12 protein-coding genes are annotated in these 15,396 nt (G+C 60.1%); 7 read left to right on the forward strand and 5 right to left on the reverse strand.

Translation table 11 applies throughout. The features are described from left to right. Positions 1-427: 427 nt before the first annotated feature. On the reverse strand, positions 428-1,885 hold the full coding sequence (locus C3L37_RS05745; RefSeq protein WP_228546122.1) for a metallopeptidase TldD-related protein: 1,458 nt from the start codon (positions 1,883-1,885) through the stop codon (positions 428-430). 93 nt (positions 1,886-1,978) lie between these two features. Further along, a complete protein-coding gene (locus C3L37_RS05750; protein ID WP_129113668.1) occupies positions 1,979-2,221 on the reverse strand; it encodes a hypothetical protein in 243 nt (80 codons plus the stop codon). 628 nt (positions 2,222-2,849) lie between these two features. On the opposite strand from C3L37_RS05750, the gene C3L37_RS05755 reads away from it, so the two are divergent. Further along, positions 2,850-4,055: an aminotransferase class V-fold PLP-dependent enzyme gene (locus C3L37_RS05755; protein ID WP_129113669.1), complete on the forward strand. Its 1,206-nt coding sequence runs from the start codon at positions 2,850-2,852 to the stop codon at positions 4,053-4,055. 515 nt (positions 4,056-4,570) lie between these two features. On the opposite strand, the gene C3L37_RS05760 is transcribed toward C3L37_RS05755, so the two are convergent. Then, positions 4,571-4,951, reverse strand: coding sequence for a Rid family detoxifying hydrolase (locus C3L37_RS05760; protein WP_129113670.1), 381 nt, complete (start codon positions 4,949-4,951; stop codon positions 4,571-4,573). A 756-nt stretch (positions 4,952-5,707) separates the two neighbouring features. Here C3L37_RS05760 and C3L37_RS05765 point away from each other — a divergent pair. Then, positions 5,708-6,451: an SDR family oxidoreductase gene (locus C3L37_RS05765; RefSeq protein ID WP_129113671.1), complete on the forward strand. Its 744-nt coding sequence runs from the start codon at positions 5,708-5,710 to the stop codon at positions 6,449-6,451. Next, positions 6,451-7,707: an ArgE/DapE family deacylase gene (locus C3L37_RS05770; RefSeq protein WP_129113672.1), complete on the forward strand. Its 1,257-nt coding sequence runs from the start codon at positions 6,451-6,453 to the stop codon at positions 7,705-7,707. The genes C3L37_RS05765 and C3L37_RS05770 overlap by 1 nt, the downstream gene beginning before the upstream one ends. 77 nt (positions 7,708-7,784) lie before the next feature. Here the strand turns inward: C3L37_RS05770 and C3L37_RS05775 are convergent, their stop codons facing one another. Beyond that, on the reverse strand, positions 7,785-9,263 hold the full coding sequence (locus C3L37_RS05775) for a CoA-acylating methylmalonate-semialdehyde dehydrogenase (protein ID WP_129113673.1): 1,479 nt from the start codon (positions 9,261-9,263) through the stop codon (positions 7,785-7,787). A 165-nt stretch (positions 9,264-9,428) separates the two neighbouring features. On the opposite strand from C3L37_RS05775, the gene C3L37_RS05780 reads away from it, so the two are divergent. The 4 genes from C3L37_RS05780 (at position 9,429) to C3L37_RS05795 (ending at position 14,022) form a co-directional block, all read left to right on the forward strand. Then, the gene (locus tag C3L37_RS05780) at positions 9,429-10,778 is read left to right on the forward strand and encodes an aminotransferase family protein (protein WP_129113674.1); all 1,350 of its coding nucleotides are present in this window, start codon (positions 9,429-9,431) and stop codon (positions 10,776-10,778) included. A gap of 148 nt (positions 10,779-10,926) precedes the next feature. Further along, positions 10,927-11,472, forward strand: a complete 546-nt coding sequence (locus tag C3L37_RS05785) for an Lrp/AsnC family transcriptional regulator (protein ID WP_228546123.1) — start codon at positions 10,927-10,929, stop codon at positions 11,470-11,472. A 416-nt stretch (positions 11,473-11,888) separates the two neighbouring features. Beyond that, a complete protein-coding gene (locus tag C3L37_RS05790; protein ID WP_129113675.1) occupies positions 11,889-13,487 on the forward strand; it encodes a sodium/proline symporter in 1,599 nt (532 codons plus the stop codon). Positions 13,488-13,497: 10 nt separating this feature from the next. Continuing rightward, the gene (locus tag C3L37_RS05795; RefSeq protein ID WP_129113676.1) at positions 13,498-14,022 is read left to right on the forward strand and encodes a hypothetical protein; all 525 of its coding nucleotides are present in this window, start codon (positions 13,498-13,500) and stop codon (positions 14,020-14,022) included. 9 nt (positions 14,023-14,031) lie between these two features. On the opposite strand, the gene C3L37_RS05800 is transcribed toward C3L37_RS05795, so the two are convergent. Then, on the reverse strand, positions 14,032-15,351 hold the full coding sequence (locus tag C3L37_RS05800) for an aminotransferase family protein (RefSeq protein WP_129113677.1): 1,320 nt from the start codon (positions 15,349-15,351) through the stop codon (positions 14,032-14,034). Positions 15,352-15,396: the final 45 nt, after the last annotated feature.

A 15,396-nucleotide genomic window follows, 5' to 3' on the forward strand; every position in this document is an offset into this window, starting at 1 on the left:
ACGGCCCGTGTCGGCCCCGTCGAAAGGGCGGGACCGAACGCACACGTCCGGACGGTCGCCCCTGTTGCGGTTGGGCGACCGGGCGTGTGTGGAGCCACAAGCGGGGGAGTCCGCACTAAGACGGACTGGCGTCGTCATGCGCCCACCGCCCCGACGTGGTGCTCACGAACCCGGTACTCCCTCCGGGGAAGAAGTTACCGCCGGGGTAGCGTCGGAGCGCCCGACGTGATTCGGAAGACCTTCGGTCTTCCGTCATCACGAAACGGCTTCGCCGTTTCGAACGACCCCACGGAGGACTCCTCGCGCTTCAGCGTGGGGAGGATGTCAAAGTGGACACCTTCGTGGCCGAACCACTTCGCATCCGTACCATCACCAACGAGACGATGCGGGATCAGGACGACTGACGCTAGTGGCATCCTCTCCGTGCTTACTCGACGGGCCGAAACGTCGTCCGGAGGCGAATGCCGGGCGCGGTCACCGCGTACGGAATATGCGACTTGTGTTTCTCGTCGACGCCTGTGACGGTGTCGCGAATATCTCCAATGGCGGTTACTCCGCGGAGCGTCGCAGGATCATATACAAGAGACACACCCTCAATATAGCCAGCGCGATCGCCATTTAGGAGGCGATAACCCTCCGCAACGGGGAACGCGGCGCAGCCTCGGCCGATTCGGTCGTCAGTCTTCCGGTCGATATCCCGTGCATAGAGGGCGCTGGCAGGCATGACGCCCGACCGCTGGACGCGTTCGAATTCGTCACGAACCCACGGATCATCGAATCGTTCGACAAGAACGTCGGCCCCGTCGCAGAGGGTTGAGTCAGTTGCATCGCCAGGTGCGACCTCTAAATGACGCGCATGAATCCGTGGCGGTTGTTCAAAGCTGACACTGTGCACCGCGTTTCCGGCGGGGAACACGTCTGCTTCGGCCCCAGTAGTGGTATTGTGAAGATATCGGGTCACAATTCCGTTCTTGACTAGTTGTACTGGGGTTGTCGGTCGGAGTTCAGCATCGTAGCCGCGTGCGGCCCACGACCCAGCATGAACGGTGTCCGCTATCGTTAGCGACTCAGGACCGAGTTCGTCGCCGACTTCATACGGACTTAGACCCATATCCCTCATATCGGCTTCGAGGTAGCGCGAAACAAAGGCGAATAACTGCCCCGCCGCACACGGACTCAAAACAGTTGTCATCTTACCGGTTGGCACGTCAGTTGCGACAGACTGCTCAAACGCCCGCGCGTCGACGGCCGCGGCTTCGAACACGTCGTGGAGGTCGTTCAGAAACGCTGCTCCCTCCGTAGACCCGGCGTGGCGTCGAACCGGTGGACCGTCCCGAACGGCGAGGGTGTACTCCACGCTCGCACGGTCCAGTGTCGTGCGGACGGTGCTTTCAGTGGTCGTCGCCATTGTCTCCTCAATGTGTGTATCGGCGTAGTTGACCCACTGACGTTCGATGTCGACATCGCCGGCCGTCGCAAGACCGGCTTCGACAAGCGACCGCTTTGTTTCTAGTGGCACGTCGTCGATTCGATCAGTCGCCCATCCGCCGTGGACGGCTCTGTGGGTGGTGAATTGATCAAATCTGGCGGAGTCAGCCTGTGCGAGAAATTTGCCGCCGCGAACTGCTCTATCCGCTACGTCCGCTAACGCCGCCTCGTCTAACGTCGTCGTATACCGGTAGTCAGCGGCTCCGTCGGCGAAGACACGGCACCAGACGCCAGTTTCGTCGAACGTGAGTTCGTCCCGCGGGCCGTTCTCGGTCACGATGAGGTCCGTCTTCGCCTGCGAAACGGCCCCGACCTCGGCGTACGCGACGTCGTCGTCGGTTTCGAAGCGGTCGAGTAACCACTCCATCGCCGCTATCGGCTCGTCACTCCCGGTCATGCGAGAGGGTACCTAACCATGGGGTATGAAATCCCCGACTAGCGGTCGGCGTCGCTGCGATCGGCCGCTTGAACGTATTGGGGTCCAACACAGCTATTGGCGGTTCTCGCGTTGCTGTGCATCCGCTTCCGCCTCATACAAATCGGCGACGATGGTGTCTTGTAATTTCCGTCGGAATTCCCACACACCGGCCAACAAAACTAGAAGTCCAATCACCGCACCGCGCACCGGTGTCCCCGCAAGTGCAAAGTAGACGAACGCACCGACGGCGAACATCAGTGAAAGACTAAGACCGACCGTCGCCCACCCATTCCGCCGTAGTTTGGAGTTCGGCATACGTCTCCGTATCAAGAGCCCACGTATCAACCTTCGGGAGATTGAGCACTGACGGGCTGCATCGGCCCCGGTAGCCAAACGCTTGACTGGTCTACGCTGGTTTCATACAAACCTCAAGGTAGATACCCGCGCTGTAAGGCGCGGGTATGCGCTCGCACTATCTATCATGGGAGGTCCCTCCAGTGTCGCCACTCTAGGACAGACAATCCGAGGCCGAGCGTGGCACGTCCGAGTGAAGGAGATGGCTCTCGCCGTTGTGTCTCTCACGCTCCTCCTCTGTGCTCCCAATCACAAACCACTTACAAACAGAGCCAGCTTCCGGTGATGCTGCACCGCGGCCACGAGCAAACACCGCCGGTTGACATCCTCCCACGACTGAAGTCGTGGGCTTCCGCTCGTTACATGTCATCGATAGCGAATCGCCCACGGCGTCGTGCGTTACGGGAGACCCTGACCGATGCAACGAGGGGCCGAACGGATCGCATCCCTCCTCAACGATGCGTCGGACGGTCACGGCTCGCGGTGACGCGTCGGGAATGTACCGGTCGGAGCAGAGGAGAACGGCCTGTCCGCCTTCCGCTGACCCGAACCGTTTAATGAAGTCCGGGGACGTCTGGGCGACGAACACATGGAGCCAGACGCAACTATCTACGACGAACTCGGCGTGCCGACGGTCATCAACGCCGCCGGAACGAAGACCCGCATCGGCGGGAGTCGTATCCGCCCCGAAGCCGCCGAAGCGATGCGCGATGCAGCGAACTCCTTCGCGCGCATATCCGACCTCCAGGCTCGGGCCAGCGAACTCATTCGAGAGTGTACGAACGCCGAGGCCGGATACGTCGCCAGCGGGGCCGCCGCGGCGATGGTGCTCGCGGCCGCCGCCTGCATCGCTCGCGACGACCTCGGTGCCATGCACCGTCTACCCCACACCGACGGCGTCGCCGACGAGGTCGTGATGGCTCGAACCCATCGTACCGGCTACGACCACGCCCTCCGCGCGGCGGGGGCGACCATCGTCGACGTCGGGACGAACGACCGCTACCTCGGAACCGGCGCGACGAACGTCGAACCGTGGGAGATCACAGACGCCATAACCGAAGAGACCGCCGCCGTGGCGTACGTTCAAAAGGAGTACACTGAACCGGCGCTGGAGACCGTCTGCGAGCGGGCCCACGAGTTCGACGTTCCGGTTATCGTCGACGCCGCCGCCGAACTGCCACCGAAGCGCAATCTCACGCGGTTCGTCGAGGCAGGGGCCGACCTGATCGTCTTCAGCGGTGGCAAGGCGATCCGCGGACCGCAGTCGACGGGCATCCTCGCGGGGCGGGCCGATCTCGTCGAGTCGGCCGCTCTGCAGCACCTCGACATGCACGCTTCCGAACCGGTTTGGGACCCGCCAGCCGACTTGATCGACGTCGGGCGATTCGACGGGGTGCCCCGACAGGGGATCGGCCGCTCGCTCAAGGTCGGTAAGGAGGAACTCGCGGGCCTCATCGTCGCGCTGAAGGCGTTCGTCGACGAGGATCACGATGGCCTGCGCAGCGAGTGGTCCGAGCGCATCGAGCGACTCGCCGAGCGAGCGTCGACTCTCGACGACGTTACACACGCCGTCACCGGAGGCGGGAAGGTCAGCGTCGCCCCGGAGCTCGAACTGTCGATCGATCGAGCCGCCGGCGTCTCGGCCGCCGATCTCGTCCGCCGGTTACGACGCGAAGATCCCCGCATCTTCGTTGGGGCGGACGCGGTATCCGAGGGGACGCTCAGCATTAACCCGATGTGTCTAACCGACGAGGAGGGACGGTACGTCCTCGATAGACTCGAAGCGAACCTTTGACGCGCAGTTGCGGCGAACGACGATCGCAGGCGGCGACCGTTCACGAGCGTTTGATCGGCTCAGCTGGGATGACGTCGAGAGGGAATCTCCATGCGGCGCGAATATTTGACATAACGAAATGACTCAGCGTGGAGCGTGCAAACGATCGCCATCGTCGGACGCCCGCGGACGGTTCGCCTCCGCGCGGAGCGGTGCGCACTCCTCGACGACGTGGCGGTGTTCGCTGCGGTGTCCCCGACCTCCAGAAGGTGCTCTCGCGAGAAGACACGGTCGCAAACGGCGAAGGTGTCTTCGGCCACGCTTGCGTTCTCGCACCAGGTGCTCTACCGGGCTATACAGTATCACGCTCAACGTCCGCCTCGAGGACCCAGTGGCACGCACCCGCGAGTGCACCGGCGACGAGGGTGCGGACATCTGCGTCGAGATCGAAGCCGCCGGCGACGACGACGACATCGTCGTAAAAACGATTCTACGCCCGTGAACCGATGGTGAGTGGCCCGAAGGGAAGAGAATAGCTACGCACTAGTCGTCGCGACGGCTTCGATCTCGACGCGGATGTCGACAGGAAGTTCGACGACCTGGACCGCGCTCCGGGCGGGGTACGGGTCGCTCATGTACTCCGCGTACACCTCGTTGACGGCGTCGTAGTCGTCCATGTCCGTGAGAAACACCGTCGTTTTGACGACGTCGGCGAGGGAGGCGTCCGCCGCGGCGAGGACGGCCTCGACGTTTTCGAGCGTGCGACGCGTCTGTTCGTCCGCGTCCGTGCCGACGACGTCCCCGCTTTGGGGATCGATCGGGCCCTGCCCGGAGACATATATGCGGTCGCCGTCGCGGATCGCCTGTGAGAATGGGCCGATACTCGGCGGTGCGCCGTCCGTTGTGATCTCCTGCATTATGGACGACCGTCCCTTCCGAACGATCAAAGCCGTGTCGGTCGGCTGAGACGGTGGCGGTGGTCGCGCCGTCATCACATACGTTTATCTCGGCTTCCTCCGCGACGAGATGGACGCGGGACCGCGCTGAAAATCGGCAGCGTTCCTCTGCGTTTGTTCGTCGTACTGGCGCATTTTTGGCTGATGCGACCCTGGCCGTACTGTCCGCGACCACTTCGCTATTGGCTAGACCCTGCCACGGCGACCTCATTTATATATTTGCTACAACTGTTTGCAACAGCTATTTGTAACGGTTGTATGTAACGATCGACCGCACTATCCTTGCAGATTCCGATGGGTTATGTGCGGCGAAGCGGCCGATCGTGACGGCGGTGCCGTCGGCGAGAAGGGATGTAGCGATACCGTTCCGGTCGGTGCGCGAGGCTCGTCGTCGTTCGCTACTCCTCGTTTGTGATGGTTTCCCACGACTACAGTCGTGGGCTTTCTCCTCGAACCTCTGTAAACGGGCGAATAGTGGCCACAGGTTGGACTTGCCGGTTCGCCGCTGAGGTGAGGATCGTCCCGCTGCTTGAACGTGACGTCGGGGCGACTCATACGATGAGATGGACTACCCGGACGATGGTTATTTGATAATAATTCAACGTATTAAGGAAAAGCGGGATATTATTTGCTTGTCTGACTAGATCCTGGGAAATCAGACGAATCAATCGGTTGACCACCCGAAGTTTGATAACACTAACCAGGATTGGACGTACTATGGATCGTTCGGGAAAATCGGTGATCGTGACCGGTGCGGGTTCCGGCATGGGTCGGGCGGTCTCCAAGCGGTTCGCTGAGCGCGGGAAGCGCGTCGCTTGCGTAGACGTCGACGCAGACGCTGCGGAGGAGACGGCGGTCAGGATCGAGCGCGACGGCGGTGATTCGCTCGCGATCGAAGCGGATGTGTCACGCGCGACCGACGTAGAAACGATGGTCGAACGGACCATAGAAGCCTTCGGGCGCATCGATGTCCTCCATAACAACGCAGGCATCCCACAGCGAGCGACACCCGTTGAGGACGTCTCTGCGGACGAGTGGGATCGAATCCTCGACGTGAACTTAAAGAGCGCGTTTCTCGGCGCGAAGTACGCTCTCCCTCACCTGCGCAGGAGCGGTGGCGTCATTCTCAATACCGCCTCGACAGCGGCGATTCGGCCACGAACCGGTCTCTCCGCGTACGTGGCGTCGAAGGGAGGAATGGTCGCGCTAACGAAGCAACTGGCCTACGAACTCGCGCCCGACGTCCGCGTGAACGCCCTCTGCCCGGTAGCGACGGATACGCCGATGCTGACAGGGTTTGCCGGCGGCGATCTCAGCGTCGAGGGGATGCAGGAGACGATTCCCCTCGGCCGTCTCGCCGAACCGGACGACGTCGCCGCAGCGGCGATCTTTCTCGCCAGCGACGACGCTGCGATGATAACTGGAACCGCGCTCGAGGTCGACGGAGGGAGGGACATCTGATGCCCACTCGGCGAGACGTGTACGACGCCGTCGACGCTCAACGAGACGAGACCGTCGCCTTCCTCTCGGACTTTCTCCGAATCGAGACTGAAAATCCCCCGGGTCGAAACTACCGCGAAGGGGCGAAGTTCCTCGGCGATGCGCTCGCAGATCGAGGATACAAGGTGGAGTACGTCGACGTTCCAAAAGAAGCAGTGGAGCGCCACTATCCCGATCGAATCGATCACGAGCGGGTCAACGTCGTCGGACGCAAACCGTTCGGAAACGGTCCGAACGTTCATTTCACGGGGCACTTCGACGTCGTCCCGGCCGGTGAAGACTGGACGAGGGATCCGTTCACTGCCCATCTCGAGTGTGGGCGGCTCTACGGACGAGGTGCGAGCGACATGAAATCCGGTATCGCCGCCAGCCTCCTCGCGATCGACGCGCTCGAAGCGGCCGGCGTCGAACTCGCCGGTTCGATCACGCAGAGTATGACCATCGACGAGGAGACGGGGGGATTCACTGGCCTCGGGTACCTCGTCCGAAAAGGGTATCTCGACGACACCGATTACTGCGTCTACACCGAGTGTTTCGATTCCTCGCGCGTCTGTCTCGGTCATCGAGGTGTTCTGAAATTCCGGGTCGTCGCGCGCGGACGGAAAGCGCACGGCTGTATGGCCCACGAGGGGACGAACGCTATCTCGGCGATGAATAACTTCCTCACGCGGATAGCGGAGTATCGAGAGGAACTCCACGAGCGAACGACTTCCCTTCCAGTCATTCCCGAGGACTCCCGGCGAGCAGACATCTCGGCGACGATGGTGAACGCGGGCTACTCCGAGAACGTCGTTCCCGACCGCTGCACCGCGACCTTCTACCGGGTTCTTGTCCCCCACGAATCGGTCGAGCTCGCTCGCCGCGAGATCAGACAGCGGATTGGTGACGCGGAGACGAGCACCGGGGTCTCCTTTGAGTACGAAGAGATCATGTTCGCTGAACCGACGAGCGTCTCCCAGGACTGCGAGGTGAGCCGAACCTATGCGCGGAACGTCGCGGCGTTTCACGGCGAGGCGGAATTCGTAATTTCGCCCGGGTCGGACGATCAGCGATTCGTCGTCAACAACGCCGGCGTCGAGGAGTGTATCGTCTACGGACCGGGCCTTCTCGAACAGGCCCACGTCGAGGACGAGTACGTACCCGTCGAAGAGGTACTCACCGCGGCGAAAGTGATGGCGGTCTCGACGGCTGAACTCATCGGAGAGCTACCGGTCTGACGTTTTCGCCCATTGAGGAGCGCACCGGCGGATGCCTTTGAACCGCGATCGAGGGACCTCACTCGAATCCGTCTCACTCAGGCGTCGGGCCATCGTTCGATGTAGATCGTCTTGTCGGTGTAAAAGTGGATCATGTCCTCTCCCTGGGCGTGAAGGTCGCCGAAGAACGACGCTTTCCGCCCGCCGAAGTGGAAGAACGCCATCGGACCGACGGTCCCGAGATTGACGCCGAGGTTCCCAGCTTCGGCCTCGTGTTTGAATTTGTTTGCGTCGACGCCGCTCGTCGTGAACAGACTGGCGGCGTTTCCGAATCGACTCCTATTGAGGCGGTTGATCGCGACGTCGATATCGGCGACCGGCGAGAGCCCCAGGACCGGACCGAAGATCTCCTCCTGTGAAATGACCATGTCTTCGGTCACGTCGCCGAAGACCGTCGGTCCGAGGAAATTCCCGTCCTCATGTCCTTCGACGGTGACGTCGCGGCCGTCGTGGAGAAGCGTCGCACCTTCTTCGATACCCGTCTGGATGTGGTCACGAACGCGTTGTTCGTGCTCACGGCTGATGAGGGCGCCGATGTCCGTCTCTTCGTCGAGTCCGTTCCCGACCGTCTGGTTGGCGGCGATCGTCACGACGAGATCAGCAAATTCGTCGTAGACGGATTCCTCGACGAGAACGACGTCGTTAGCCAAACACCGCTCGCCAGCGCACGCGCACGCCGAACTCACGGTCTTTTCCGCGGCAAACGCCAAATCGGCGCTCTCCGTCACGATAATGTGATTTTTCGCCCCTCCTTGGGCCTGAACGCGCTTACCGTTCGCGGCTGCCTTTTCGTAAATGAGTTCCGCGATCGGGGTGCTCCCGACGAACGAAATACCTGCGACGTCGTCGTGTTCGATGAGCGCATCGACCGTGTCGGCGCCACCGTTCACGAGGTTGATCACGCCGTCCGGAAACCCAGCCTCGTCGATCAGCTCGAACAGCTGTTGAGCGGTGAGCGGATCCTGCTCGCTCGGTTTGAGGACGAACGCATTCCCGGTTGCGACAGCGTACGGAAGGAACCAGAGAGGGATCATCCCAGGGAAGTTGAACGGCGTTACGGCGGCAAAGACGCCGAGGGGCTTCCGAACCGCCGTTTCGTCGATCGCTGGCGCTGCGTTCGGTAGGTGACCCGCTTGCATCATCGTCGGGATCCCGCACGCGACCTCGACGTTCTCGATCCCCCGCCGGAGCTCACCGCGGGCCTCCTCGAGCGTTTTTCCGTGGTCGTGCACGAGAATCCGCGCGATCTCGTCCTGCCGTTCTTCGAGAAGTTGCTTGAATTCGAACAAGGGCTGAATCCGTTCTTCGACCGGACGACGCGACCAATCTTCGAATGCTGCCTGTGCCGCCGTGACGACCTCGTCCACTTTGGCCCTCGACGTGAACGGAACGGTGCCCACGTGCGCGCCCGTCGCCGGGTTAGCTATGTCGAGCCCTTCTTGGGTCGGGGTCTGCCAATCGCCGTTTACGTAGTTCCTGGCGGTCACGTGCTCGGACTGGATTTCCGAAGGTTCCATGGGTGAGTATCTACGACGCCGTGCAATAAACGTTAGCCTACGATCCAGCCGTTCCCGGTCATATTCGAATATTCTTCTCCTGGATGGCGGATACTATTGATATTGTATCAAGAATGAGCCAGTAGACCAAAGATTAATCATTCAAGAGACAGCATCTGCGAGCGTATGACTAGCAAGAAGGAAGCGGCGCTCGAACGGGGAGACGGGCTCAACGAAATCGAACGGTTAGATCGTGAGTTCGTGTTCGGCACGTGGTCGTACCAGAGCGAAGTGAGTCCAACGCAGATCATCGGCGCCGAGGGCGTTCGGTTCACGGACGCGGACGGAAACGAGCGCATCGACCTCTCGGGGCAACTCATGTGCTCAAACCTCGGACATTCGGCCGACGCGGTCGCGGACGCGATCGCCTCACAGGCGCGCGAGGGTGCGTATTTTGCGCCGGGATTCACCACCGAAGCGCGCGCCCGCCTCGGAGAAAAGCTCGCAGAAATCACACCCGGCGACCTATCCAAGACATTCTTCTCAACCAGCGGGACGGAAGCCGTCGAAGCGGCGATTAAGATCGCCCGATTCTACACGGGAAAGCGGAAAATCATCTCCCGATACCGGTCGTACCACGGTGCGACTTACGGATCGATCAGCGTCACAGGAGATCCTCGCCGGTTGATGGCCGAGCCGGGTATCCCCGGGATGATCAAAGCGCCGGACCCGTACGCGTACGGTTCGACGCTCGATCCGATGCAGAGTCTCGACTACATTGAGGAGATGTTGATGCTCGAGGGAGACACCGTCGCGGCAGTCCTCGTCGAACCGATCGTGGGATCGAACGGTATCCTCGTTCCCCCGGACGAATACCTCCCAAACTTAAAGCGGATTGCACACGAGCACGACGCCTTGTTGATCTGTGATGAAGTCATGTCCGGATTCGGGCGGACCGGAGAGTGGTTCGGCTGTGACGTCTTCGACGTCGCGCCGGATATCATGACGATGGCGAAAGGTCTCACTGGCGCTTACGCGCCGCTGGGCGCAACGATCGTGACGGACGAGATCGCCTCCTACTTCGAGGACAATATGTTCTGTCACGGCCACACGTATTCGGGACACCCCGTCGCGGTCGCTGCGGGCCTCGCTGCGATCGAAGCGTACCAGGAGAACGATGTAATCGACCACGCCCGCGAGGTCGGATCGTACTTGGGCGAGCGCTTAGACGAACTCGCGACGAACCATCCGAGCGTCGGAGACACCCGCGGCGTCGGTCTATTCCGCGGTATCGAGCTGACGAAGAGGGAGGACGACCGAAAGCCGTTCGGTCGCCGGGAAGACAAGGTTTCGAAAGGGTCGACGGTCGTCGACGAGGTCGCTGCCGAAGCGTACGCCCAGGGCACATACGTTGCAAATATGATCAACACGCTCATTATCGCGCCTCCGTTGACGATTACAGAAGCGGATATCGACGAGGCGGTCGGCACTCTCGATGCGGCGCTCGACGTCTCGGATGCGGCGATGGACGAGTGACTCGCTCATCACTTCCCTGATTCACGCTCAGGGGCGGGGATAGTTCCGATTCGGTTTGGAAACAAACGAATGAAAAACGTCTACGATTTCCGATTGCGACCGGAATCTTTTCGAATATCAGTCGAACTATTCAGCAGTAGATTAAATAATGTTCGGGATCAACGGGTTGCTGATGGATTCTTCAGCGCCTAACGAAGGTGATTTCGACGAAAAAGATCTTCAATTGCTCGAGCACGTCGAGGACGATTTCGATAAGAGTCTTGAGGAGTTGGCGGACGAGCTCGATCTCTCGAAGTCCGCCATCCACTATCGGCTCAAAAAGCATCGTGAACGCGGCGTCATCAAGAGTGTAAACGCAACGCTCGATCCGCTCGCATTCGGGCTAAATATGATGGTGATCACGAACGTGTCGGTCACGCACGAGCGCGGCTACGCCGAGGAGATCGGCGAACGCCTCTCCGCAGTAAAGGGAGTCGAGCAGGTCTACTACACGATGGGCGATGTCGATTTCGTGGTGATCTCTCGGGTTCAGAACCGTACGCAGATGAACGATCTCATCGACGAGATCATAAGCATCGACGGGGTTAACGAGACGTCCTCACAGTTCGTCATGAACGAACTGAAAACTGATCGAAAAGTAATCTCGAACATGTCCGAGCAAATGCGGGCCGGCATCGGCAGCCGCACCGACTAACCGATCTTCTCTCCACTTTGTATTCGCGCTGTTTGAAGCAGGACTGCCCGCTCGTGAAAGTGGACAGTGAGGATTGGCGATATTCATCTGATTTCTTACTATTTCAGTAAATTTTAATAGAGAGTGAATAGCTAACGCATACCAGGATATGAGAACAAAATACATGTTGTCGACAGATACTCGAAATATATTCAAGATAGATTCCGATTTATCAGTACATATTTCATCAGAAGGGTGGTTGGGATGAGTGTATTTGGACTCCCGCTCGGAACGTTTATCGCCCTTTTCTTCTGGATACCCTTCTGGTGGCTGATTGCGGGAATCAGTCTCTATCGGATGAACAAACACGACCGGGAGAAACGGCGAGCGGCGACACGGGCTGCGCGCCGTCAATCGATCGTCCGGGAGGATTGAGCATGGCGGATCTGCTACTTATCACTCCGTTCGTTCTGTACCTTCTGGCGCTTCTTGGATTCGGATTCGTTGCCAATCGTCATCTGAATAGCCTGGACGATTTTCTCCTGGGTGGTCGGTCGATTGGAAGTGGTGTAACTGCCTTGACGTTACAAGCCACCTCGATGAGCGGATTTATGTTCATGGGTGGACCAGCGTTGGCGTTCAAACAGGGCGTCTGGGCGCTGTGGTACGCCGCCGGTGATTTCGGCGGCGGATTGGTAAATCTCGGCATCCTCGGCCGTGGACTTCGGCAAATCACCGAAGTTCTCGGTTCGCTCACTCCAATCGAATGGCTGGAGGATCGGTATCCTCACCCCAGCGTCAGAATCGTCGGGGCGATCATCGCGATCGTCTTTCTCTCTGCGTACGTGTTTGCCCAGTTCATCGCCGCCGGGAAAGCGATCGAAGCCATTAGTGGACTACCCTTCCTGTATGGATTATTGGTCGGCGCCGGGATTATCGTCCTTTATACGTTTCTCGGCGGCTACCTGGCCGTCGCTTGGACCGATGCGTTCCAAGCTATCGTGATGGCAGTCGGCATCAATCTCATACTCATTTCAGGACTACTGTCCGTTGGCGGCGTCTCCCCCCTTTTCGAGCGAATCGCTGCGAAAGATCCCACCTATCTCTCTATTTGGGGGAAAGGATTGGAACACGCCGGCGAGTTCGGCGTCGTTGCCGGAGCGGTCCTTATTTACGCGATCGGCTATATGGGTCTCCCTCACGCGGTCGTTCGGCATCTCAGCATGAAGGATGCTGACACGACAAAAAAGGCGACGATTTGGAACGTATTTTATAACACTTTTTTCGTCTACCAGCCCTATCTGCTCGGGCTTCTCGCAATCGTCCTTCTCCCGAACCTTAGCGATCCGGAGATGGCGATTCCGACGCTGGCGTTTCGGCTTCTCCCGACCGTGGTTGCGGCGATCGTTCTCGCTGCACTCATGGCTGCGGTGATGAGCACGGCCGATTCGCTCCTTATCATGGCGGGATCGATCCTGTCACGCGATGTCGTCCAGCGGTTCAGTCGACGAAAGTTCGCTGACCGGCAAATGTTACTGTGGTCGCGTGCGCTCGTCCTCGTGATCGGGATCGTCGGGATTATCGTTGCCGCCGTTCAGCCGCCAGGAATCTTCGAACTCGTCATCTTCGCATTTGGCGGCCTCGGGACGGCATTTTTAGTTCCTAATGTCGCTGGAGTCTATTGGGATCGTGCGAATTGGCCGGGTGCCCTCGCGGCGATGATCGGTGGCGCAGGGACGAACATCGTCTGGACGGCGTGGAATCTCGAGGAGATAACCGCAGTCCATCCGTTCTTCGCTGGACTCGTCATCTCCTTCCTGTCGCTTATCGTTGTCACGCTGCTCACCGAGCCGCCGGACAAAGAGGTTATCGCGGAGATTCAACTCGCGCGTGATGCGATCGGAGCGCCAACCGGTACAGCGCAAAAGTCATCACCGTCGCTCGCACCGGAAGCGACGGCACTTGCGAGACACGTGGAACAGATGCCGAATTCCGCGTCGGTGACCTCGCGCGGACGCCACTCAACCGCCGACTGAGGGGACGCTCATGGAGACAATCGAATCATTTCCTCTGCGCGTCACCGCGGATGATGCCGTTCAAATTCTCACCGAGTCCGATACGGACATGGCCGCTGCGGCTCCGCACGCGTTACTGTATTACCCGTACGGGATCTTCGAGTTTGAGGTGCAAGCGGATGCGCTTCTCAACTCGTTTCGTGAAACGGTCGTCTGCGCGGTGGATCTGATCAATGAAAAGGAGTTACTTGTCGACGAGCAGCCGACACCGAACCGGCGTTCCGTTCCACCTCGGAACGTACTCTCAACCTCACATTCGGTTGTGGATGTAGAAAGCGCTGCGCGGACGTATCTCTTCGAAATCACACAGCAACGTCTTAAACTCATTCGAACGCCGACGTTGGAAGTGCGATCACGGACGCTATTGTATCGGCCATTCCACGTTCTCGAATGCACGACTACCGCCGGTGACGAATATGATTACGTCGTCGACGGCGTTAGCGGTGAATTTCATCGCATCTATATAAATACGAAAGGTACTCCAACTACCTCCTAAGATTCTACCTCACCCAAAGACCACCTCGATCGCTTCGTCGAGAGCGGCCAACGCCTCGTCGATGTCCCGTCGGGTCGCTACCAGCGGGGGGGCGATGATGATCTGGAACAACGGACGGCCGCCGCCGAAGAGCGCGCCCCGGTCCCGAGCGGCTTTCAGAACGTCCGAGACCGGATTGGCGTCCTGATCGACGCGTGGATCGTGGAACGGCTCGCCCGTCTCGGGGTGAGCGAATTCGATCCCCCAGAGGAATCCTCGACCGCGGACGTCGCTCACGACGTCGTACGTCGCCGCAAGTTCCCCCAGCCCGTCTCGGAGCGCGGGCTCCAGGTCGCGAACGTTCTCGATGGGGCCCTCGGCGTACGCTTCGAGGGCGGCGATCCCGGCCGCGCACGCGATCGGGTGACCGCCGAACGTCTGTCCGAGATCGAAGCCCTCCTCGCGGACGAACGCCGCCAGATCCGGGCGTACCATGACGCCCGCCAACGGAACGTACGCACCGGTAATCCCTTTCGCGAAGGTGAGCATGTCGGGGTCGATCGTCTCCGTTTCGATTCCGAACCAGGCTCCGCATCGCCCGAAGCCGGTGATGACCTCATCCGCGATCAACATGATGTCGTACTCGTCGCAGAGGTCCCGGACGTGCGCGAAATACCCCGGTGGAGCGGGGAACGCGCCACTACTCCCGGCCACGGGTTCGACGAGCACGGCGCCGACCGAATTCGGCCCCTCGTTCCGGATGACGAACTCGAGATGCTCGCCCGCCCGACGAGCGAGCGTCTCGGGGCTGTCAGTGTCGAAGGCGCGTGGGAGCGGTGGCAGGAACTTCGCGGCACCGGTGGTCGATGCGTGGCGTTCGACCGTGGCGCGCGTCGCCGGATCGCCCGTGAGACTTCCCGCGCCGTATGTTCCACCGTGGTACGAGCGCCAGCGTGTGAGCACTGTGGAGGCGTCTTTGTACTCGCGGGCGAGCTGGACAGCCACCTCGTTGGCTTCGCTCCCCGAGACCGAAAAGAACGTGTGGGAGAGATCGCCGGGCGCGATTTCGGCGAGGCGGGTCGCTAACTGTTCGCGCGGCGGGGAGCGTTTCGCAGAGGAGACGTAGGGAATTCGTTCGGCTTGGTCGGTCATCGCCCGGATGACAGAATCTTCGTCGTGCCCGAGGTTCGTACAGTACAGCTGTGAGCTGAAGTCGAGGTACTCGGTGCCTTCCTCGTCCCAGACGCGTACTCCCTCTCCGTTCGTGAGCGTCAGGACGTCACCGCTCGGATCGTACCAGTGGGGGATGTTTGCCGCGTCGACTCGTCGAGGCCCGTCCTGAGATGGCATGTGACTGTGATTCCTCTCCCAAAATATAAAGATTCGTTTGAACAC

The sequence above is a fragment of the Halegenticoccus tardaugens genome (assembly GCF_004116405.1).
In the GTDB taxonomy this organism is placed as follows: Archaea; Halobacteriota; Halobacteria; order Halobacteriales; family Haloferacaceae; genus Halegenticoccus; species Halegenticoccus tardaugens.

Bases quoted from the DNA above. Each gene is read 5' to 3' on its own strand.
- C3L37_RS05800 (WP_129113677.1), bottom strand. From the start codon at position 15,351: ATGCCATCTCAGGACGGGCCTCGACGAGTCGACGCGGCAAACATCCCC.
- C3L37_RS05770 (WP_129113672.1), top strand. From the start codon at position 6,451: ATGCCCACTCGGCGAGACGTGTACGACGCCGTCGACGCTCAACGAGAC.
- C3L37_RS05790 (WP_129113675.1), top strand. From the start codon at position 11,889: ATGGCGGATCTGCTACTTATCACTCCGTTCGTTCTGTACCTTCTGGCG.
- C3L37_RS05755 (WP_129113669.1), top strand. From the start codon at position 2,850: ATGGAGCCAGACGCAACTATCTACGACGAACTCGGCGTGCCGACGGTC.
- C3L37_RS05785 (WP_228546123.1), top strand. From the start codon at position 10,927: ATGTTCGGGATCAACGGGTTGCTGATGGATTCTTCAGCGCCTAACGAA.
- C3L37_RS05765 (WP_129113671.1), top strand. From the start codon at position 5,708: ATGGATCGTTCGGGAAAATCGGTGATCGTGACCGGTGCGGGTTCCGGC.
- C3L37_RS05745 (WP_228546122.1), bottom strand. From the start codon at position 1,885: ATGACCGGGAGTGACGAGCCGATAGCGGCGATGGAGTGGTTACTCGAC.
- C3L37_RS05750 (WP_129113668.1), bottom strand. From the start codon at position 2,221: ATGCCGAACTCCAAACTACGGCGGAATGGGTGGGCGACGGTCGGTCTT.
- C3L37_RS05795 (WP_129113676.1), top strand. From the start codon at position 13,498: ATGGAGACAATCGAATCATTTCCTCTGCGCGTCACCGCGGATGATGCC.
- C3L37_RS05775 (WP_129113673.1), bottom strand. From the start codon at position 9,263: ATGGAACCTTCGGAAATCCAGTCCGAGCACGTGACCGCCAGGAACTAC.
- C3L37_RS05760 (WP_129113670.1), bottom strand. From the start codon at position 4,951: ATGCAGGAGATCACAACGGACGGCGCACCGCCGAGTATCGGCCCATTC.
- C3L37_RS05780 (WP_129113674.1), top strand. From the start codon at position 9,429: ATGACTAGCAAGAAGGAAGCGGCGCTCGAACGGGGAGACGGGCTCAAC.